General features: G+C 58.2%; 18 protein-coding genes. 15 read left to right on the top strand and 3 right to left on the bottom strand.

Annotated features, from left to right (window positions below; all coding sequences use genetic code 11):
* The first annotated feature begins 1417 nt into the window (after positions 1-1417).
* The 9 genes from Enr13x_RS09475 (at position 1418) to Enr13x_RS40035 (ending at position 8607) form a co-directional block, all read left to right on the top strand.
* Positions 1418-1972 (top strand): GNAT family N-acetyltransferase, encoded by a 555-nt coding sequence (locus Enr13x_RS09475; RefSeq protein ID WP_145385828.1) that lies wholly within the window; start codon positions 1418-1420, stop codon positions 1970-1972.
* Between the two features lie 258 nt (positions 1973-2230).
* Positions 2231-2617: a hypothetical protein gene (locus Enr13x_RS09480; protein ID WP_145385830.1), complete on the top strand. Its 387-nt coding sequence runs from the start codon at positions 2231-2233 to the stop codon at positions 2615-2617.
* 1281 nt (positions 2618-3898) lie between these two features.
* The gene (locus tag Enr13x_RS37815; protein WP_197455898.1) at positions 3899-4429 is read left to right on the top strand and encodes a hypothetical protein; all 531 of its coding nucleotides are present in this window, start codon (positions 3899-3901) and stop codon (positions 4427-4429) included.
* Positions 4430-4603: 174 nt separating this feature from the next.
* Positions 4604-5224 carry a hypothetical protein gene (locus Enr13x_RS09490; RefSeq protein WP_145385834.1) on the top strand — a complete coding sequence of 207 codons (621 nt, stop codon included), beginning with the start codon at positions 4604-4606 and terminating at the stop codon, positions 5222-5224.
* Between the two features lie 330 nt (positions 5225-5554).
* Entirely contained in the window at positions 5555-5749 is a 195-nt protein-coding gene (locus tag Enr13x_RS39675) for a DUF2199 domain-containing protein (protein WP_197455899.1), read from the top strand.
* Positions 5750-5761: 12 nt separating this feature from the next.
* A complete protein-coding gene (locus Enr13x_RS09500; RefSeq protein ID WP_145385836.1) occupies positions 5762-6571 on the top strand; it encodes a hypothetical protein in 810 nt (269 codons plus the stop codon).
* 303 nt (positions 6572-6874) lie between these two features.
* Positions 6875-7033, top strand: a complete 159-nt coding sequence (locus tag Enr13x_RS37820; RefSeq protein WP_197455900.1) for a hypothetical protein — start codon at positions 6875-6877, stop codon at positions 7031-7033.
* Positions 7034-7575: 542 nt separating this feature from the next.
* Positions 7576-8223, top strand: a complete 648-nt coding sequence (gene msrA, locus Enr13x_RS09505) for a peptide-methionine (S)-S-oxide reductase MsrA (RefSeq protein WP_145385837.1) — start codon at positions 7576-7578, stop codon at positions 8221-8223.
* Between the two features lie 48 nt (positions 8224-8271).
* Positions 8272-8607 (top strand): hypothetical protein, encoded by a 336-nt coding sequence (locus Enr13x_RS40035; RefSeq protein ID WP_145385838.1) that lies wholly within the window; start codon positions 8272-8274, stop codon positions 8605-8607.
* On the opposite strand, the gene Enr13x_RS09515 is transcribed toward Enr13x_RS40035, so the two are convergent.
* Genes Enr13x_RS09515 through tssK form a run of 3 tightly spaced genes read right to left on the bottom strand, consistent with a single transcriptional unit; the run spans position 8552 to position 12748 of the window.
* A complete protein-coding gene (locus tag Enr13x_RS09515; protein WP_145385839.1) occupies positions 8552-10627 on the bottom strand; it encodes a type VI secretion protein IcmF/TssM N-terminal domain-containing protein in 2076 nt (691 codons plus the stop codon). The genes Enr13x_RS40035 and Enr13x_RS09515 overlap by 56 nt on opposite strands.
* A gap of 36 nt (positions 10628-10663) precedes the next feature.
* Entirely contained in the window at positions 10664-11314 is a 651-nt protein-coding gene (locus Enr13x_RS09520) for a DotU family type IV/VI secretion system protein (RefSeq protein ID WP_145385840.1), read from the bottom strand.
* A gap of 3 nt (positions 11315-11317) precedes the next feature.
* Positions 11318-12748 carry a type VI secretion system baseplate subunit TssK gene (gene tssK / locus Enr13x_RS09525; RefSeq protein WP_145385841.1) on the bottom strand — a complete coding sequence of 477 codons (1431 nt, stop codon included), beginning with the start codon at positions 12746-12748 and terminating at the stop codon, positions 11318-11320.
* Between the two features lie 462 nt (positions 12749-13210).
* Here tssK and Enr13x_RS09530 point away from each other — a divergent pair, with 462 nt between their 5' ends.
* From Enr13x_RS09530 to Enr13x_RS09555, 6 genes are all read left to right on the top strand, one after another.
* Positions 13211-14857, top strand: a complete 1647-nt coding sequence (locus tag Enr13x_RS09530; protein ID WP_145385842.1) for a hypothetical protein — start codon at positions 13211-13213, stop codon at positions 14855-14857.
* A 428-nt stretch (positions 14858-15285) separates the two neighbouring features.
* Entirely contained in the window at positions 15286-16431 is a 1146-nt protein-coding gene (gene tssA / locus Enr13x_RS09535; protein ID WP_145385843.1) for a type VI secretion system protein TssA, read from the top strand.
* Positions 16432-16490: 59 nt separating this feature from the next.
* Positions 16491-17021 (top strand): type VI secretion system contractile sheath small subunit, encoded by a 531-nt coding sequence (gene tssB / locus Enr13x_RS09540; protein WP_145385844.1) that lies wholly within the window; start codon positions 16491-16493, stop codon positions 17019-17021.
* A gap of 6 nt (positions 17022-17027) precedes the next feature.
* Complete coding sequence (gene tssC, locus Enr13x_RS09545; RefSeq protein ID WP_145385845.1) at positions 17028-18524, top strand: type VI secretion system contractile sheath large subunit; 1497 nt, start codon at positions 17028-17030, stop codon at positions 18522-18524.
* 100 nt (positions 18525-18624) lie between these two features.
* Positions 18625-19110: an Hcp family type VI secretion system effector gene (locus Enr13x_RS09550; protein ID WP_145385846.1), complete on the top strand. Its 486-nt coding sequence runs from the start codon at positions 18625-18627 to the stop codon at positions 19108-19110.
* Positions 19111-19346: 236 nt separating this feature from the next.
* Positions 19347-20228 (top strand): type VI secretion system accessory protein TagJ, encoded by an 882-nt coding sequence (locus Enr13x_RS09555; protein ID WP_145385847.1) that lies wholly within the window; start codon positions 19347-19349, stop codon positions 20226-20228.
* Positions 20229-20230 lie beyond the last annotated feature (2 nt).

Genomic DNA, 20230 nt, shown 5'->3' on the forward strand with positions numbered 1-20230 from the left:
GGCTCAAGCTGGCCCAAACTATGAACAGGTGCTATCGCTGTGGTCATGTGATTCGTACAGATAAACGTATTCGAATTGCCTGCCGCTTGGGCGGTTGACGTGCGGTCACGGCGGGCTGTGGTTGCGTGGGACTCATATCCGTGGGGCTGACGCCAGCTTCTTGAATCCACCGGCCGTAGGTCGTCAGCGTTTGGGTGCGATAAGCGTCTTGATCTCGTGTGGCCCTTCGAGTGATCCACCGGCGCGCGACTCCCTCGTTGCTCGCGTCGTGTGGTCCAGGGTGTTTTTCTCTTACTTGAAGATGAATCCGACACTGCGCACGACGCGGCGATCGTTGGCAGTCGAGCGCCTTGGGATGTTTGAAGTGCACCCATGAGATCAAAACGCGGCTTGCACCGCGGCGCTGATGAAGGGTGTGCAAGAGACTTGTGAAGCGGACGGTGTTCAGAATGGCAGATCGTTCGGCGTGACCTGGCGGCGGGAGGTGCCTCCTTGGCAGAGATTACGTTGGACACCTTGCCAACGTCCTCGATGCGAAGAAGAGCGGGAGTGCTGATGATGACCCGCGGGTGATGTCGGTTGGAGATGGAGGTAGGAAAATTTTGGGTGGGAAAAGATTGCACGGTGTTTGCCGGTTGTCTCGTCTTTCGGGCACCCGTTTTCCTACCCGAAATTTTCCTACCTTCTTGCTGTATCCGGATGGCTGGGAAAACGACTTGCCGCAGCGACCGCTCCGGTTTTCGGTCGGTCTCCGAGGTTTCACTTTAGGACCGTCGGAAGAATAGGTGGGATAGGCTTCCAGCCTGTCATGGCGAAAACGACAGGCTGGAAGCCTATCCCACAATCAATCCCCGCCACTTATCCTTCCGACGGTCCTTAGCCGGAGGCTGCGCTCGGCGTGGTGCCGGAATTCGCTGCGACCCCGTCCGGGGTCGAGTGGAGGATTGGGGGCGTGGTCCGGAGGTGGCGCTGCGCTGACCTCCGGCTACTCGCTATGATCCCTTCGGGATACGGTGGAGGCGGCGATGGGTGAAGGTTTTTCGCACCTGGTACGACTGGTGCCTGACAGAGAGCAAGAAAGTGCAAAGGAGCTGGAGACCAAACCGGACCGTGCTCCCGCCACCCAGTTCGAGTTCTCGTGGGCCTGAGAAACTGGCACCGTGTGGCAGGATCCGTTCTAATCAGGTTCTGTGACTGGCCCACCCGAGGAGCGACAAAGTTCTGGCGCTCGGTGGATCCCCGCTGCTCTGCATGCGCGGATCGATCGCAATTCGTTCTGCGAATGAAGGGCCGCAATAATGTGCACCTGTGGTTGGATCGCAATGATGGTCAATGAGCAGCCGACCCCAATTCCCTACTCCGATGATGCTGGGGGCTTTGTTCAGGGATCGGTTCGCGATCGAGGAAGACCAGATCTGTGAGGAAGCCCTACTTAACCGGCCCCGAAACAACACGTCTCGAGCACCGCGTATTTACTCTTGACGACGCCTCTGAGTTCTTTGCCCTCAACGGCAACCCGGATGTGATGCATTGGACTGGCGAACCGCTACTCACTTCGCTCGACGCGGCGAGAGAGGCGATCGCAAAATATCCCGATTTTCTCGAAGTGGGCTATGGTCGCTGGGCGTGCGTTCTCAAACAGACACGGGCAGTCATTGGATTCTGCGGGCTGAAATACCTGCCCGAATTGGACGTGGTTGATGTTGGGTATCGCTTTCATCCCGAATATTGGGGCCATGGATTCGCAACAGAGGCTTGCGCAGCGTGCCTCGACTTCGGTTTCGATACGCTTCGCCTTCGCGAGATATTTGGGTTTGTGCTTCCAATGAACGTCGCATCCATTCGTGTGCTCGAAAAGGTCGGGATGCAGTCGGATGGCGAAGTGATGTACGATGGATTGCTGGCGTTGCGGTTCGTTAAGCGTGTGCCAGGAATCCGCGAACCAGCGGATGCACGTGATCCGCCGAGTTGAGATTTTTGACGTGGTCAGTCGATCGCGGCGGCCACGCGATCCGTTTCGTACTGCGATTGGGAGCACGTTTTGAAGATTGCCGGACGGAATCTTAGCAGGGCTGGAAACCTGTTTGCGCTCGTTGCGTATGGAAGCATCACGCCTCCGTTTGCCCGCTTGATGTTCACAGCGTTTGACGATGGGACGATTGTCTGGTCCGGGGACAGGACTCAGGGTGGTGCCCCGTACTCTACGGCAGAGATAGGACGCGATCGGTTGTTGGATACTCTGGCTGGCCTGGAAAGTGACGGTTTGTTTTCCGAGCTTCCACTCGTCAATTTTGGTGTGCCCAGTTCTGAATGCAGCAGCTTTATTGTTCGGAAGGGTGAGAAGGCATTTAAGCTTGATGCATGTCATGAATTGTTCGAGGCATCTGGGGAGTGCGTTGCGGAGCACCATGGGATTGTTCCTTTGGGAACGGGGCAACGATTTCAGGTGCTGTCTCGCCAGCCAAACGATTACATCTTCTTTCGGATGACTTGGCTCGAACTACGGCGACTGATGGAGAATCTGATCCCCGCCACGGGACAACACTGCGAGGGTCGACTTGAGATGTTACACGCTGAATTGCGCTGGCTGCCGGAACGTGGTGAATCCAAACGTTGAACTTCTTCGAATTACTATCCGTTTCGACGGTTGACGTGCGGTCGCGGTGGGCTGAGGTTGCGTGTGACTCACATCCGAAAGGCTGACGCCAGCTTCTTGAGTCCATTGGCCGTAGGTCGTCAGCGTTTGGGTGCGACAAGCGTTTTGGTCTCGTGTGGCCCATCGAGTGATCCGGCGGCGCATGACTCCCCCGTCACTCGCGTCGTGTGGTCCGAGAGTGTTTTTCTTTGACTGAAAGCGGAATCCGACTCTGCGCACGAGGCGGCGATCCTTGGGAGTCGAGCGTCTTCGTGTAATTGAAGTACACCCATGAGATCAAAACGCGGCTTGCACCGCGACGCGGATCAGGGGCGTGCAAGCGACTTCAGAAGAGGATTGTGTTCGGTGGGGTAGGTCGTTCGACGTGGCCGGGCGCCGAGAGACGCGTCCGTACGAGAGATTGCGTTGGCTTCCTCTCCAACATTCTCAGCGCGAAGTGGAGCGGGAGTTCTGATGATGATCCGCGGGTGATGTCGGTTGGAGATGGAGGTAGGAAAATTTTGGGTAGGAAAAGATTGCACGGTGTTTGCCGGTTGTCTCGTCTTTCGGGCACCCGTTTTCCTACCCGAAATTTTCCTACCTTCTTGCTGTATCCGGATGGCTGGGAAAACGACTTGCCGCAGCGACCGCTCCGGTTTTCGGTCGGTCTCGGGGCCCAAGTAGCCGGAGGCTTCGTTCGGCGGCGTGTCGAGATTGGCTGCGACCCCGTCCGGGGTCGATGGGGGGATTTGGTGAGTGGCCCGGAGGTGGCGCTGCGCTGACCTCCGGCTACTGGCTGTGATCCCTTCGGGATGCCGATTGTATTGCTGCAGGATTTGGCAACCGATTTAGATTCTCTCCCTCTGGGAGAGACGGCGTTTGCGCAGCAAGCAAACGCCAGAGAGGGCCGGCGGCTTGCGAAAGTCTGGACGACTTTCGCTACGATCAACTCCGACGCTTATACAATCGACGTTCCCAGGGATGCCGTGGACGTCACACTGGGTGAAGGTCTTTCGCACTTGGTACGACTGGTCGTGCGAAAAGTGACCAAGAAAGTGCAAAGGAGCGGAGTCCGAACCGGACCGTCCTCTCGCCACCCAGCTCGAGGTCACGTGGGCCTGAGAAACTGGCACCGTCTGGCAGGATCCGTTCTAATCAGGTCCTGTGACCGGCCCACCTAAAGGCCGACAGAGTTCAACGCTCGATCTATCCCCGTTCCTCCGCATGCGCGGATCGATCGCAATTCGTTCGCCGACAATTGGAATGGCAACAAATCCATACGACGCTCCTGCTATCGAATCTCACAACGAAGAGCCATTGCGCGTTTCAGATTCGCCACAAGTTGGGAACACTCGCCCGTCATACTGGCGATACGCCATCGCAGCACTCGCTACCGTCGCGTTTCTATCGCTGGGGTACATGTTTCTCGTATCGATGCGTGGAAGACAATGGCTTGAGGCATCAGCGTATTTGGCCGGTTCGCTGAGCGCAATCCCATGGGCACTGTACGACTCCAAAACGCGGGACTGTTTCGCTGGTTCAATCGTGATCGCCGTCGGATCGCTTTGCGCCGCTGCTGCTCAAGTTTGCTATTTTGCGATGTTCAAATTTGAATGGTTTAACGGCATCTTCAATGACAAAGGCGCGGGGGAATTTGGAATGCTCCTGTTTGGCGGTGTCGCCTTTGTCGGGAGTGCTTACCTTTGTTGGCGTTTACTTGCATTGATCGGGTTGACGTCACCACCGCTTCAACTACTCCGAACGCATGCCGAAAGCGGCGGACCATGCGAGTAACCGAAGTCGCGGGGGCGTCGTTTTTGACAATGGGAAATCAATCACCGTGACTCGGTTATCGCGGCCGCTCGCCGACACAAGTTCGTTCCGACCTGACGCTGCACACCAAGACTCCATTCCACGCCGACGCAATTCGTTATCTCCAGTTTTCAACCATCTCGGGGGAGCCATCTTATGCACGGACGATCAATCGTATGGTTTGCCCTGCTTTTGTTTTCAGCCGATGTGTGCTGCGCTCAATCGCCACAAGCGAATGAGAAAGTTCAAGTGATCATCACCGGTACGGGACAACGGGGAAAACACCTCGTCACACAAACTCTTTTTCTGAACTGCGAGGACAACTCTGTGTTCTGGGAGATCCGGGGTGACGGAAACCTACCTGAAAGATCGTCCGGAACTCTTCAATTGGAGTCTCGCCGGTTGGAGAAGTATGTTGCTCAATTGAAGCTCGATCTTGATCCGGACAGATTGATGCCTTTTCATGACGAAGATCATACCTGTCGGTACACGTTTGCAGTCCTTCGAGATCATCGGCTGGAGTGGAGTGGGTCCATTGGCGAAGGTGATTTTCGCTTCGGGCTCAAGAGTAGCAGGATCATGACGCCTCTTCTGCACGCCATCCAAACGAAGCGTGAGATCCGCGGTGGCTTTCTCTACGCCTACTTTTTGTCCGATTACTCCTTCAAGTACCGATCCAGAGGGTATCGAGTCAACCAAGAGAAATCGGGCGAGTCGCTGGAGGAGAGCCGTGCCGAAGAAGCAGAGCAATCGATTGCGCCGGAGCCGCCGAGTTGAGCTTTTTCTGGGGTCAGGTTGTTGGCGGCTACTCGCTGAAATCCCTCCGGGATACCGTGGACGTCACACTGGGTGAAGGTCTTTCGCACTTGGTACGACTGGTCGTGCGAAAAGTGACCAAGAAAGTGCAACGGAGCCCGAGTCCGCACTGGACCGGCTAGTTTGAGTTTACGTGGGCCTGAGAAACTGGCACCGTTTGGCAGGATCCGTTCTAATCCAGTCCTGTGACCGGCCCACCTGAGGAGGACAAAGTTCTGGGGCCCAGTGGATTCCCGTTCCGCCGTATGCGAGGATCGATCGCTATTCGTTCGTGCCTGATGCATGTTTTCTATGGCTATCTATCGCTCCACGCTTCACCTCAAGACGCACGTCTACCTGCGGGACGATGGCATACGTCCTCAAATCGAATTGGATGAGACGGATCACCTGTTGGCAAAAGAACAGCATGGCGGGATTAGTATCGAACGGGCACTCGAGCTTGTACACTTGGTCGAGAATGCAAGACCGACGGACGACTCACTGTAAACGGCACGAACGATGCGAACGCCCCAGGAAATCGATGAGAAGCTTGCCGAGACGATTCGACAGGTCTACAAACGCCCTCTCATGTTTGCACGAAAGCACGACGTCGAACGGTCCCTCTGGGATTTTCATTGGGCTTGGGCCATCGTCCACAACCTGGAGAAGCAGTTGCGAGACATTCATAGCGAAACCCTGCGCGAGCACCATGCTCCCGCGGGATTCTTTTCGCGTTTTAGACACGACAATCCGACCGCGTCGGATGATGATGCACTGGCATTCACGCTCGATGAGTGGCGGCGAATCTCGCGGACGCTACCGTTCCACGAACAAAGGAAAAACGTGCCACGTCTTCGCTTCTCACTTCGATTGCTTCTCGTCGCGCCGCTGGCCGCAGCGTTAGCCATCCATTTATGGCCGGCAGGCCAGGATGGTCCAATGGAATTTAACATCGGAACAGTCTCCGTCGGGTCGCAAATCGTCCACACTTTTGAGGTGCAGAACAGAACAGGGCGACCACTTCGATTGGCACTTGGTGGGTGTGGATGTCCGGACAGATGTGAACTGACAGATGACCGTTTGATGCAAGGTGAAATCTCCTACTTCGATGCAGCGTTGTCTGTGCGTAGCGGGCAAGAACCCGGTGCGAGAATCGAGGTGCATTATGAACTTCTTACTGACATACCTGATCGGCCTAGAATAACGTTCCGATTGGTGGGGAATGTTGCGACGCCAGCGGACCACAACTCAACGCGGAACAATCGCATGCGCCGAAACACGCGAGTTGAGGTTTTTGAGGATGGAACGTTGTACGCGCGTCCACGGTGATGCGTGCCGTTGAATTTCATCGAATTGCCTACCGCTTCGACGGTTGATGTGCGATGACGGCGGGCTGTGGTTGGGTGGGCCCCACATCCATGAGGCTGACGCCAGCTTCTTGAATCCACTGGCCGTAGGTCGTCAGCGTTTGGGTGCGACAAGCGTTTTGATCTCTTGTGGCCCTTCGAGTGATCCAGCGGCGCATGACTCCCCCGTCACTCGCGTCGTGTGGTCCAGGGTGTTTTCTCTTACTTAAAGACGAATCCGACCGAACACACACCGCGGCGATCCTTGGGAGTCGAGCGCCTTGGGATGTTTGAAGTGCACCCAAGAGATCAAGACGCGGCAGGCACCGCGACGCTGATGAACTGGGTGCAAGAGATTGGTGAAGCGGACGGTGTTCAGTGGGGCAGGGCGTTCGACGTGGCCGGGCGTTCGACGTGGCCGGGCGTCGTGGGTGCGTTCTTGTGAGAAATTACGTTGGCATCCTTGCCAACGTCCTCAACGCGACGAGGGGCGGGGGACTGATGATCCGCGGGTGATGCATCGGTTGGAGATGGAGGTAGGGAAATTATGGGTAGGAAAAGAGAGCCCGGTGTTTGCCGGTTGTCTCGTCTTTCAGGCACCCGTTTTCCTACCCGTAATTTTCCTACCTTCTTTCTGTATCCGGCTGATTGGGAAAACGACTTGCGCCCAGTGATCGCTCCCGATATTTCGGTCGGTCGCTGCAATCCCTCCGGGACGTCAATTGGTTAAGTGACGGATTTGATCGTAGCGGTAGGCGTCAAGACTTTTGCAGCGTAAGCCGTCTCTCCCAGAGGGCGAGAAACGAAATCGGTTGCCATCCGTGGGCCAGGAATCGTTGTATTGTTCCGCACGTTGCAGCCTGACCTTTTCCGCGGCACCGTCAATCGAAAAGTTGACGGACCGTAGGGTTGCGGTGAGAATAGATCCGCCGCGCGATCTGGCCGCAGCGGTGAGGACAGTTCTCTCCCCCTCATGAACGACCCGTTATGAATTTCAATCGATGCGAGCTGATTGTGGCGATCCTGTTGGCCGCATGGTGTTGTGTGCCCTCGGGGGCCGTTGCAGAGGAGGCCAAACGTGAAACGGCAACGTTCGGCGGTGGGTGTTATTGGTGCGTGGAGGCCGTGTTTCAACGGATTGAGGGTGTCAGCAATGTCCGGCCCGGATTCATGGGGGGCCGAACCGAAAATCCGACGTATCGCCAAGTGCTCACGGGACGGACCGGCCACGTCGAAGTGATTCAATTGGAATTCAACCCCGATGTGGTCACCTATGAGACGTTGTTGCAGGTGTTTTGGCGCACCCACGACCCGACCACGAAGAACCGTCAAGGTCCAGACGTCGGACCGCAATACCGAAGTGTGGTGTTCGCTCACACGGACCAACAGCGTGACGTTGCGGAACAGTACAAGCGATTATTGAATCGGCAAAAGGCATTCCGGTCACCGGTTGTGACGTCCATTGAACGGGCGAGTGCGTTTTATCCCGCAGGCTCGGATCACAAAGACTACTTCAACCGCAACCCAGACAAGCAATACTGCCAAGCGTATATCATTCCGAAACTGAAGAAGTTACAGGAGCTCTTTCCGGATCAACTGAAAGCGGATTCGGCTAACAACCCAGACGCTCCATAGGCAACCAACATGCCTCGAGCGCCGAGTTCGATCCGAATCGGTATGGAGATGAACGAGAAGCCAACGATCGAAGCCACTTCGTTTTTCGCAACCGTCTCGCTGCGAACAATGATGCTGTTTGTTGCTGCCTCGGCGATGTGCTTTGGTCTCACCATCACCGATCTGCGGGAATATGGGGCATTCGCACCGTTCGCCGTGTTCACTGCAATGATGTCACTCCTCTCGCTGACCTGTGTGTTGTGCGCCAGCTTGGCAGACGATGTGTGGCGCGATCCCGGCGTGACGATTGTGGCTGGAATCTATGGGTTGCTCGGCTACTCCATTCTGATTAGTTCCAGACAAAACGCTGGAGCACCAGCAGGGCGGTCAGCAACAGCGCGATGATCCAGCCAATCACGGTGAACGTGGTCAGCAATCGTTGCTTTCGACGGGACTCGGGCGTCCACTCGACCTTGGATTGCTCGTCGACCAGTTTGTCCTTCAACACGCCTTTGACGAATGCGGCTTGCCCCGTCATCGCTCCGCTGGCGGCAAAGTAGCAGCCGCTGAAAAAGAACGAGTCGTCGCTGTCCGCTGCGACGCCTTGTTCACTCGACTCACAGCCGAACGCTTGGCCCAGCACCATTCGCAATCGAGGTTTCAACTCGTGTCGGATCTTGCAAGTCAGCGCGTACAGCTTTCGGTTTCCCCGCTGCTGGGCCAGTCCGTCGTCGCGGCTGAACAGCCGGTAAACCCAGTCTTCGAAGGCATCGCAGAGGCGATCGCTATGGGTGTTCAATTCGTCGGGCGTGGGGCGGCTGCGGAGATCAAAACGGCCGCCCAGCCGTCGCGACAACAGACCCGATTGCAAGCGACGAACCAACTCGATGAATCCCTTGTCTTGTTCCAGCCCGACGATCACGGCGGTGACCGGCGACCGCACACCCATCGTTTGTTGGATCGTTTCGATGTCGCTGCGGGCCGATTGGGCGATCGCCGAAAGCTGCAACGGACCGACCCGCGACAGTTCAAACGGAATCAAGGTCACTGCGCCGTTGATGCCACACCTCGGCCGCCGTGCACGCTTGAGTAACTTGCAGACATAACGCAAGCGAGGAACCTGGTCGGACGTGTCCAGCGATGCCGGCAAGGCGACTTTCTTATTGCCGCTGCCGCGTGGCATCGCCAGCGGAGCCCCCGGCGAAGTCGTCGTGGTGACGTGACTCTGTGGCGGCGCTTCGGCAGCAGCCGGTGCGCGCTGGGGAACGGACGCCGCAGTCGGGGGCGTCTCCGCCGGATCGGGCGTGGACGCAGCAGCGGGTTGGCTGGGTGGGTATTGGTCAAACGAGATCGTCCCTTCGTACCGCGGTGCCGGTCGCAGCGCTTCACCCATCGCAGCGGCAGACGCTTGGGGACGCGGCACCTGGGGTACCTGCGGCTTGGGCATTTGCGGTCGCTGCAGCTGGGGGCTGGGGACTTGGGGGTTGGGCACTTGAGGGCGGGGCGGTGTCGGGACATCAAACGCGGAACCACGAGGCGGCAGCGCCGCCGTTTCGCGGGGTGACCCGGCCAACGGAGAGGAGTCCATCGCTTGGTTCCCGATGGTGCCCAGGTAGGTTTGCGGTGCGGCCGACTGGCGATCGGGTGGTGCCGTTTGCGGTGCCGGCCGCATCGCCGATTCCTTTTGCAGCTTTGCCGGTTGCGACTTGGCCGCGGCCGGTGCGGGAGGTTTGCCGGGGGCGGCACGCTGAATCTTTTGGATGCCGAGGGGGCTGGGTGAAGCGCCCGGCGCGGTGGAATTTGGAGCGGCCGAAGCGGCTTCCCCGCCGCCACTGCTGCGTGCAATCCGCCGCGATGCGACGTTCATCGACGCGGGTGACCAGCGCCCCATCAACGCGCTCAGCGAACTGGCGCCGGGACAAAACAGATAGATCGCGTCGCTGCTCATGTACCACTGCAAGGCGTGGCTGACGCCTGACGCGTCCGGCACGCCGTGCACCGGCAGCTTGGTCTCCAATGCTTCCATCAAACCCTGTTCGGCCTGGACGTCGGACGATCCCAGGATCAAGAAGATCGGGTAGTCCGATGGAGAAACGCCCTTCGCTTCCAGCGCCGCGATCCCGGCTTCCCAGGCCCGATCGATGTCGGGGAATTCACCCTCGATCACCTGGTTCCAGCGCCGCATGCCCCAGTAGAGCACGACCGGAATCAGAATCACCAGCATGATTTCGATCACGATGTGGGTCAGCGACACCGCGTGAATCAAACGAACGCTTTGCGAACCGAACAGGCGAAAGGTCCAAACGACGATCAACAGGATCACCAGCGCCAATGCCGTCACGGCAGCCGATTTTCCGGCCAGCGTCGTGGGCAGAAAACGACGATGCAGCGGAAGCTTTTTTTCTGGCGGCGGTTCGTTGGACATGGTCACTATCGTTAGCGGTTACCGTGACGTCTGTCATCAGGTTCGGAAAAAAGAAAGGGCCAGCAACCCGGCGAGAATGGTCGCCAACAGCCACGGCCAGACCAGCCGGGCGCGGGTCCAGTGCGGAACCGCCGGGACCAGGTTCCGCTCGCACTCTTGACCCGCGGTCGCGTCATTCCAACGTTGTCGTGCCTGGCCGACGGCGTTGCCATATTCGCCGGCCCATGACGGCAGATCGACCGCCAGGCCGTGTTTGTCGATCAACATCCGATTCAATTTGGGGTCTCGATACAGACCACGAAACCCCAACATCACGCAGACATAAATCAGCTGCAACGCGTCATCGGATCCGGCATTGAGCGCCGTCGTCGCGTTGACGTAGTACAAATCGTTGCAGCGACGGGTATTGAACAAACTCCATTCCAGCACGTTGTCGCGCCACCAGCTTTGGCCCGACCAGATGTGGGCGTCGACCAGCATTTCGTCGATCCACGTCACCAGCGCGTACTTGGCCAGTTCCCAATCTTCGGTGTGGCCGGAAAGCCGACTGTCGGCCTGTTGCAGCAGCCCTTCTAACGTCCGCTTTTCCTCCGCCGGAGCGATCTCCACCCCTCCATCGATTCGCTCCATCAGAGAAAACGCGTGAATCAGGATCGGATCGACGGCGTCGGCAAATCTTGGCGTCATGACTTACGTGCGGATGGCGAAAAGGGCGAATCGAAGTCGGGCACGATTGCCGTCGGGGGTCACGACATCCAAGTGTCGCGCACCGGTCAGTTCGTCATAGTTCCGCACCCGCATCGCAACCGATTGGGTGCGGCGAATCTCAGGCCAGGCCGGTGATTCGTACTCGTCTTGGGAAACCTTGTAATACGTCCAGTACTGTCGCGAGGGTAGATCCGGAATCGTCGTCGAGACGATCTCGCGGCCCAGTCCGTTTTGACGGACATGAAAGAAATCCTCGACCTGGTCGGCGCTGGCGAACACCCAATACCATTCCGGTGAACGCTCCAGCAGCTCGCGCAAGTTCGACTCGCTCGCGCCCCCGCGTTCGACGCCCAGGTACCATTCCCAATCGGGGTCGAACCATTCCGGGCCCAGTTGGGCCTGCATCGTCGATCCATAGCCCTCGAAGTTGGCACGCAGGTATTCGTCGAACTGCGTGGCGTACAAAATGCCCAGGATCTTTTCGCGGATGTCGGCAAAGATGAAACCCAGGTTGTCGTGATCGTACGGCTCCACTTCGATGGCGCGTCGCTCGGGGCCGAAGATCGACAACCGACCCAGGATCCGGGCCAATTCCATGTAGGCGTCGAACGGGTGCACGCCCAGGGCCGGGCCCATCACGTCCAGCGTGCTGTACGCTTCATTCAAACGATCCAGCATCGACACGCGACCCGAATCGGCCGGTTCCAGGCTGTGACGCCCGACACTCAATTGGCGAACCGGTTCGCTGAGCGTGTCCATGTTGCCGCTCAACACGTCGCGGATCCCCTGCACGTAATGGCGACGCAGGTAGGGCCAGGAGTGCGTTGCCAGGATCGGCGGGATGTAGTTGTCGTCAATCACCGGCTGGACTTCACGTTCGCTGGCGCTGCGGACCCGCGCGATCGGCAGCACTTCGTAACCCGCCGTGTCGCTGCCGACGATCAATCGCAAATTCAGCCGGCGAAACTCAATCGGTTGGCCGCTGTCTTGACCGTTTTCGTCCGGGACGGTGGATTGGGTCCGCGTGAAACGCGCGAATCCGTTGGTGGAATCGCCGCTGACGTTCTCGCCGCCCAGGTTCAGCTTGGGGACGCCGATGTAGATCATCAACGACGTTTCGGACTCGGTCGCCGATTGGGCTTCGAACGCCGCCTTCAGATCCACCTCGAGTTCTTGGCCGCTGTCCAATCGGATCAACGTGCCGTCCCGCAAGCGGGCGTCCAGCTCTTCGACGCGAAAATGACCGCTGGCCAGTGCGTCTTTGCTGTACTGAAACGCGTGCAGACCATAGCCATACGGATGATCCCAGCTTTCGGACGTGTGCGACAGTTCCAACCAGTGTCGGTCGGCTGCCTGTAGATGGTGGGGCCGTACAAACAGCCCTTGATACCAGTGCACGCGTGGATTCTTCATACGTCGGTAACGCCTCTGTAATTCATCAAGTCGACCCCTCGTGTGAGACTCAGGCCCATTATGCGCCTCCGCTGATGGATCGCCTACAGCAGTCGTCGCAAAGTCATTCCGTCCAACAACACCTGGCAAACCGGACCCGGCATTCAGCGTTTCCGCCGTGAAACTGCAGAATTCCCGTCACGGACGTGCCCATCACGCAAGTGATTGCGTGTTCCCGACCGGCCCGTCATCGGCATCCTCCGTGCCCGACGTCCGTTCCCACCGTCCAATCGGGCAGGAAATCAAGCGGCCGTTCAGTAATAACCGACAAATCTTACCCAATTCTCATGACCGTAAAGATCCGAACGTCCGATAAATCGACAGAGACCGACCGACTACGACCGTCGTGGCGACGCATTCGCACCACGTCGGCCAGGCTGAGGTTGATTGCCCACGATTCCTCCAGAGACACTCACCATTTCAGTGACGAATCCTCTGCAAGTCCCACTACGACTGCTGATCTGGCTGCTGCTCGGATGCGCCCTCGGGGCAGTCCGACCAGCGGACGCTCAGTACCCGTCACCGGAGGCCGGCCGGAGCTCCACTGCGCTGTCTTCAACCGACCCCGACGCCCCGTTTTCGTGGAGCATCGACGAGCCGGAGCCGATCGAAGGCCTGCTGCTGCCGGAGCTGTTGTCGGTTCCGGTCACCGTGGGCACGATGCCTGCGACGCTCAACGCCACGCCGCAGTCGCATGGTCACGCACCGCATTCGCTCGCTCCCTCGCCGGCCGCAACGGTGCCATCGCCGCACGTTCGAATGGCCTCGTCCGATCCCCTCAGCGATCTGCCGGCGGTCGAGGGCCAACCCGCGGTCGTGCTGGCACAATCGGACACGGCGCTGCCGCCGCCCGATCGTGGCGCAATCGCCCAGGACGTCCCCCAGCGAAATCCGCTCCCCAGCCCCGACGCGGCGCGGCCCCGGATCTTGTTTCAGCCGGCCGTCCCCAGTTGGGATCCTGCCGCCGGCACGATCTTGAGACCGACCGTTCATCTGGCCGATGATCCCGCCGCCGAAATCCTGCCGACGCCCAATGCGATCGCAACGGAGTTGGTTCCGTCGACACTTTCGGGGCAAGGCGACCGAATCGCGATCGCCGAAGATCTCCAGCCCGACCCCGTTTGGGTCCCTTCCGCGGCCGGTGACCGTTTCGAAACGTTCCGCAATCGACGGCGAAAACCTTTGGCAAAGATGTTTGAACGCGCCGCCAGGGCGATGCGCAGCCAAGCCGGACGTGATGTCGGTGTCGGCGTCGAGCGGTTGCCGTTTGCCTTGTTCGAAATCGATGCCTCGCAACCGTCCAACAACTTTCGCCTTCGCTTCGAGTCGGCACGCGACTGGGAATTCGCCGATCGCGTGGAATACTTTTGGTCGCGAATCGGCAAGAAAGGGCCCGAGTTTGCCAACCCGCTGGCGTTTGAACCCTCGGTCGATTACCAGGACATTCGCTTGTCCTTCGAAGTCGGCGGCAGCAAGTTTTCCGCCACCACCGAATTGCCGTTGCGTTTCATCGACCCCACTAATCTGAGCAATACAGGTGGGATGGGGGATATGGCAATCACGACCAAAACGGTGATGATCGACGGGGATTCACTGCAGCTGACCCAGGTCTTGCGGAACCAGCTGTCGACGGGGTCGGCCAAGCGTGGGCTGGGCAACGGACACGTCTCGATGGAGCCGGGGTTTGTCGCAAGTTATAAGTGGAGTGATCGAACGCTGATTCATAACGAACTGAAATTATGGTTTCCGATCGGCGGGGAACCGGGGTTTTCGGGGCCGGTGTTGAGATACGGCATGGGTTTTGCGAACGTTCTCTATGATAGCGACACGTTTGCAATTCTTCCCACGTTTGAGCTTGTCGGATGGTCCATTTTGACGGGGCAGAAATCGGTCGGCCTGCCCAATCCCCAAAGCATCGACGGCGAAAATATTATTAATCTTTATCCCGGATTGCGGATCGTGCGTGACAACGGACGACTGTTTGAACTGGGAATCAACGGCGGGTTCAGCGTGACCGAGCGCCATTGGTATCGCAGCGTCTTGCGGCTGGATCTGCGCTGGACGTTCTAAGCACCGCACGGAAAACACGTGTCGGATCTTGCGATATAGGAGAGGCTTCCCGGGATGATTGTCCGGGTGCGACTCAAGCCCGTGGCACAAGTTCGCCGAAACAAGAGCTTCGCAGGCTGTCGGTTTGATCACGATGAGCACGGCCTTGCAATATTTTTTTCACCACGCCGCACACTGACGACTGTAGGAATTGTATCTTGAACGGTATCACCGGAGTTTTCCTTCCATCCAACCGAGATGGGGTAAATCGTGACTGCCAATCTTCCAGGTCGACCACCACATCGTTATCGATGTCTTAGGTTTCCCAAGTCCGACGCTCGACGCATTAAGCGATTGAGACACTCTAGCGACGTGGCGGCGTCGTTTCGCACCCACCCCGGTGCCATCCTACCTTCATCCAAGTCGCTCTCCGGGAAGTTGTAAGCCAGATGGATCTAACGGATCTCGAAACATTACTTGCGCCGATCTCCGACGACGAACCCTGTGGTCCGGACTTGGAATATGATGCCGAGTTCGGCGAGATGGACAGGGCGGCACAGAGCACGGCCGAACAGCAGTACGGCGACACCGTCGTCGCCGCCGAGCCGCCCGACTGGAAAGATGTCAAGAAGCGGGCCGAAGCGCTGCTGTCACGCACCAAGGACATGCGGGTCGTTGCGTTCCTGGCACGTGCCACGCTCAACCAGGACGGCGTGATCGGTTTTTCCCACGCGTTGCAGCTGCTACGCAGCTATCTGGAAACGTTTTGGGACACCGTCCATCCCGAATTGGACCACGAAGACAACGACGACCCGACGTACCGCACGAACACGTTGATCACGTTCTGCGACGAACAGGGCATCATGAAGGACCTGCGTGACGCGCCGCTGGTCGCATCGCGTACGGTTGGCCGCTTCTCGCTTCGCGACGTCGAACATGCCCGCGACGCAGAAGATAAACCGGCCTCGGACGACGAATCCGGCTCCAGCCGTCCCTCGCTCGGCGTGATCGATGCGGCGTTCAGTGATGTCGACGTGGAATCGATCCAGGCGACCGAAGAAGCGCTCCGTCTTTCGGTCGAGCACATCGACGCCATTGAAAAATTTGTCACCGAGCAGGTCGGCGTCACTTCCGCCGTCAGTCTCGCTCCGCCTCGGTTGTTACTCGAAGAGATGCACAAGTTTGTGGTCTCGCAACTCGAGCGACGGGGTGTCTTTGCCGACCAACCCGCAGGGGACGGTGAAGGCGAAGCGGACGGTGACGGCAGCGGCGAAGCGGCTGCCTCGGGCGATCTGTCCGCAGCGGCCGCGGCACAGGGGTATCGCGTCAACGGCAAAATCACGTCACGCAAAGACGCCATCAAGGCGTTGGATGACGTTTGTGATTTCTATGAAGAAAACGAGCCCTCCAGTCCGTTGCCGCTTTTGATTCGCCGCGCCCAACGACTCGCCTCCAAGAGTTTCTTGGACATCCTACGCGACCTGGCCCCCGACGCCGTCTCGCAGGCCGAGGCGCTCGGCGGAAACAAACCGGATCTTTCCCAGACGAGCGGCGAACCCGAAGAACCGGCCGCAGACAATTCATCAACTTGGTGACCCCACAATTTCAACAGCGGCGGCAAGTGATCGCCCGAATTTTTCCGCAGGAGTAACAGATGGCTAAAGCTAGCGCTCAAAAATTTATTGCGAGGAATCGAGCTCCTCGCGTGCAAATCGAATACGACGTGGAAGTCTACGGTGCCGAAAAGAAGGTTCAGCTTCCCTTCGTGATGGGTGTGCTGGCCGATCTGTCGGGAAAGCCTGAAGAACCGCTCGCACCGGTCGCTGACCGCAAGGCGCTTGAGATCGACGTGGATAACTTCGATGAACGAATGAAGTCCATGAAACCTCGCGCCGCATTCCAGGTGCCCAACACGTTGACCGGCGAAGGCAACATGGCCGTCGACCTGACGTTCGAAAGCATGGATGACTTTTCGCCCGCGGCCATCGCCCGCAAAGTCGATTCGCTCAGCAAACTGTTGCAAGCCCGCGAGCAGCTCTCCAACCTGCTGACCTACATGGACGGCAAAGACGGTGCCGAAGCCTTGCTCGCCAAGGCCCTGAAAGATCCCGCATTGCTGCAATCACTCTCCGCCGCTCCGAAAGCGGACGGCGACGACGCTGAAACACCCGCCAACGAGGAGTAATTCATAATGAGTACCGACGAAGCCGCATCCGCTGGACAGGCCGAGGGCGCAACCCTCGAAGCAAGTGAGTTCTCTTCGCTGTTGCAGAAGGAATTCCGTCCCAAATCCGACCAAGCCAAAGAAGCGGTCGAAACCGCCGTCCAAACGCTCGCCGAACAGGCTCTCTCGCAGACATCTCTGATCTCCGACGACGTGCTGGCATCGGTCGAAGCGATCATCGCCCAGATCGATTCCAAGCTCAGCGAGCAGATCAACCTGATCCTCCACAACGACGACTTCCAAAAGCTGGAAGGTGCGTGGCGTGGATTGCATCACTTGGTCAATAACACCGAGACCGACGAGATGCTCAAGATTCGAGTGATGAACATCTCGAAGAAAGAGCTGCACAAGACGGTCAAGAAGTTCAAAGGCACCGCCTGGGACCAAAGTCCGATCTTCAAGAAGATGTACGAAGAAGAGTACGGTCAGTTCGGCGGCGAGCCCTACGGCTGCCTGGTCGGTGACTACCACTTCGACCACAGCCCGCCGGATGTCGAATTGCTCGGCGAAATGGCTCAAATCTCGGCCGCTTGTCACTCGCCCTTCATCGCCGGCGTCTCGCCGACCGTGATGCAAATGGACAGTTGGCAAGAACTGACCAATCCCCGTGACTTGACCAAAATCTTCCAGACGCCGGAATACGCTGCTTGGCGTTCCTTGCGTGAATCGGACGATTCCAAGTACATCGGGTTGGCGATGCCACGCTTCCTGTCGCGGTTGCCCTACGGCGCGGCTTCGGACCCCGTCGATGAATTCGCCTTCGAAGAAGACACCGATGCGGCCAACAGCGAAAACTATTGCTGGGCCAATGCCGCCTATGCGATGGCCACCAACATCACCCGTTCCTTCAAGATGTACGGTTGGTGTTCGCGGATTCGTGGGATCGAATCCGGCGGTGCGGTCGAAGGGCTGCCCTGCCACACCTTCCCGACCGATGACGGTGGCGTCGACATGAAATGTCCGACCGAAATCGCCATCAGCGATCGCCGTGAAGCGGAACTGGCGAAGAACGGCTTCATGCCCTTGATTCACAAAAAGAATTCCGACTTCGCCGCCTTCATCGGTGCCCAGTCGTTGAATCAACCGGCCGAATACGACGATCCCGATGCGACCGCCAATGCCAACCTGGGCGCCCGACTGCCCTACCTGTTTGCGACCTGTCGGTTCGCGCACTACCTGAAGTGCATCGTGCGTGACAAGATCGGCAGCTTCAAAGAACGCAAGGACATGCAGCGTTGGTTGCAAGATTGGATCAACCAGTATGTCGACGGAAACCCGGGGACATCCAGCGAAGACACCAAAGCTCGTAAACCTTTGGCAGCCGCCGAAGTGGTGATCGAAGAGGTCGAAGGGAATCCCGGGTATTACACGTCCAAATTCTTCTTGCGTCCACATTACCAATTGGAGGGGCTTTCGGTTTCACTGCGTCTCGTCTCGAAACTTCCTTCGGCCAAGGGTGGCTGATCGATAGCTCCGTGGCGTGTAGACTTTCGCACGTCGCGAAGCGGTAGACTTTGCGACGTTTTATTCATTGACTGGCACTCGACTGCAAAAGGGAATCACTATGGCTGTAGACATGTTTCTGGACATCACCGGTGAGATTCAAGGAGAATCTCAAGACAAAACCCACAAGGACGAGATCGACGTTCTCGCCTGGAGTTGGGGGATGTCGCAATCCGGCTCGTTTCACGCCGGTGGTGGTGGCGGTTCCGGTAAAGCGAGCTTCCAAGACATCAGCGTGACCAAGTGGCTCGACTCGTCGTCGCCGATTTTGATGGTGTACTGTGCAAACGGTGATCACTTCACCAACGCCAAGTTGACCGTTCGGAAAGCCGGCAAGACGCCGCTGGAATACTTGATCGTTCACATGAAGGATGTTCTGGTGACCTCGGTCCAGACCGGTGGTTCCGGCGGTGAAGACCGACTGACCGAAAACGTCTCGTTGAACTTTCGCGAAGTGAAGGTCGAGTACAAAGCTCAGAAGGCTGACGGATCGGCAGACGCGGCGAAAGAGTTCAAATGGAATATCGCCGAAAACGCCGCCTCCTGATCGGCTGATTGCGTTGGATTGATCCAAACGGGTGAGCCTGTCTCTTGCACGCTCGCCCGAAGGGTCGATCCTCCAGCCATGAGGTTTCTTGCCCGGTCGCGGTTTCCGATCGCGCCTCCGGGGCAGGCCTCCTGACATTTCGAGCGCTGAGTCTCTCGGCGCCGTTTTTCCTACACTCGATTGCCGTCGCCGTTGGACCGTTTGACGTCGGCGTCTCTCCTATTGGATCGCCTCAAATGCTCGCCGAAGGATACCTCCGCGATGGCAAATTGGATGAAGCCTTCGCCGAACTCAAAAAGGCCGTCCAACAAGACCCGGCCAACGAAAAATACCGGGTCTTTTTGTTCCAAATGCTGACCGTGCTCGGCAAGTGGGACAGTGCGCTCAGCCAACTCGAGATCGCGGGCGAATTGGACGCCGGAAACCTGGCGATGGTGCAAGCCTACCGCGAAGCCATCAAGTGCGAAAAAACACGCGCCCGCGTCTTCGCCGGCCAGACCTCGCCGATGATCTTCGGCGAACCCGATCGCTGGTTGGCCTTGATGATCGAAGCGCTCAAACTGGCCGCCAACGGGCAACACGCCAAAGCCGAGTCGCTCCGCGCCGAGGCGTTTGAATCCGCCCCCACCACCGCCGGGACCCTCGAACTGACCGGCGATCATCGCCACCAGTTCGATTGGATCGCCGACGCCGATCCGAGGCTGGGCCCCGTGCTCGAAGGCCTGCTCAACGGACAGTATTACTGGATCCCGTTCCACCGCATCGCACACATCGAAATCGAAGCACCCTCGGACCTGCGCGATTTTGTTTGGACCCCCGTGCATTTCACCTGGGCCAACGGCGGAGAATCCTTTGGCATGATTCCGACCCGCTATTGCGGGTCCGAATCGATCGACGATCCCCTGGTCCGACTCTCCCGTAAAACCGACTGGCAGCCCGTCGCGGACGCCGACAGTGAGCTTGCGATCGGGATCGGGCAACGCATGCTCGCCACCGATGCCGATGAGTACGCGTTGCTGGACGTGCGGAAAATCACCTTGAACGTGGAACTGGAATCCGACGAGCAGGCTGAATCTGACGAGGACCAATCAAGCGACGTTCCAAGTGGTGATGACTGAGC

The sequence above is a fragment of the Stieleria neptunia genome, from assembly GCF_007754155.1.
Lineage (GTDB): Bacteria > Planctomycetota > Planctomycetia > Pirellulales > Pirellulaceae > Stieleria > Stieleria neptunia.

Bases quoted from the DNA above. Each gene is read 5' to 3' on its own strand.
- Enr13x_RS37815 (WP_197455898.1), top strand. From the start codon at position 3,899: ATGGCAACAAATCCATACGACGCTCCTGCTATCGAATCTCACAACGAA.
- Enr13x_RS09490 (WP_145385834.1), top strand. From the start codon at position 4,604: ATGCACGGACGATCAATCGTATGGTTTGCCCTGCTTTTGTTTTCAGCC.
- Enr13x_RS39675 (WP_197455899.1), top strand. From the start codon at position 5,555: ATGGCTATCTATCGCTCCACGCTTCACCTCAAGACGCACGTCTACCTG.
- Enr13x_RS09500 (WP_145385836.1), top strand. From the start codon at position 5,762: ATGCGAACGCCCCAGGAAATCGATGAGAAGCTTGCCGAGACGATTCGA.
- Enr13x_RS37820 (WP_197455900.1), top strand. From the start codon at position 6,875: ATGTTTGAAGTGCACCCAAGAGATCAAGACGCGGCAGGCACCGCGACG.
- msrA (WP_145385837.1), top strand. From the start codon at position 7,576: ATGAATTTCAATCGATGCGAGCTGATTGTGGCGATCCTGTTGGCCGCA.
- Enr13x_RS40035 (WP_145385838.1), top strand. From the start codon at position 8,272: ATGAACGAGAAGCCAACGATCGAAGCCACTTCGTTTTTCGCAACCGTC.
- Enr13x_RS09515 (WP_145385839.1), bottom strand. From the start codon at position 10,627: ATGTCCAACGAACCGCCGCCAGAAAAAAAGCTTCCGCTGCATCGTCGT.
- Enr13x_RS09520 (WP_145385840.1), bottom strand. From the start codon at position 11,314: ATGACGCCAAGATTTGCCGACGCCGTCGATCCGATCCTGATTCACGCG.
- tssK (WP_145385841.1), bottom strand. From the start codon at position 12,748: ATGAAGAATCCACGCGTGCACTGGTATCAAGGGCTGTTTGTACGGCCC.
- tssA (WP_145385843.1), top strand. From the start codon at position 15,286: ATGGATCTAACGGATCTCGAAACATTACTTGCGCCGATCTCCGACGAC.
- tssB (WP_145385844.1), top strand. From the start codon at position 16,491: ATGGCTAAAGCTAGCGCTCAAAAATTTATTGCGAGGAATCGAGCTCCT.
- tssC (WP_145385845.1), top strand. From the start codon at position 17,028: ATGAGTACCGACGAAGCCGCATCCGCTGGACAGGCCGAGGGCGCAACC.
- Enr13x_RS09550 (WP_145385846.1), top strand. From the start codon at position 18,625: ATGGCTGTAGACATGTTTCTGGACATCACCGGTGAGATTCAAGGAGAA.
- Enr13x_RS09555 (WP_145385847.1), top strand. From the start codon at position 19,347: ATGCTCGCCGAAGGATACCTCCGCGATGGCAAATTGGATGAAGCCTTC.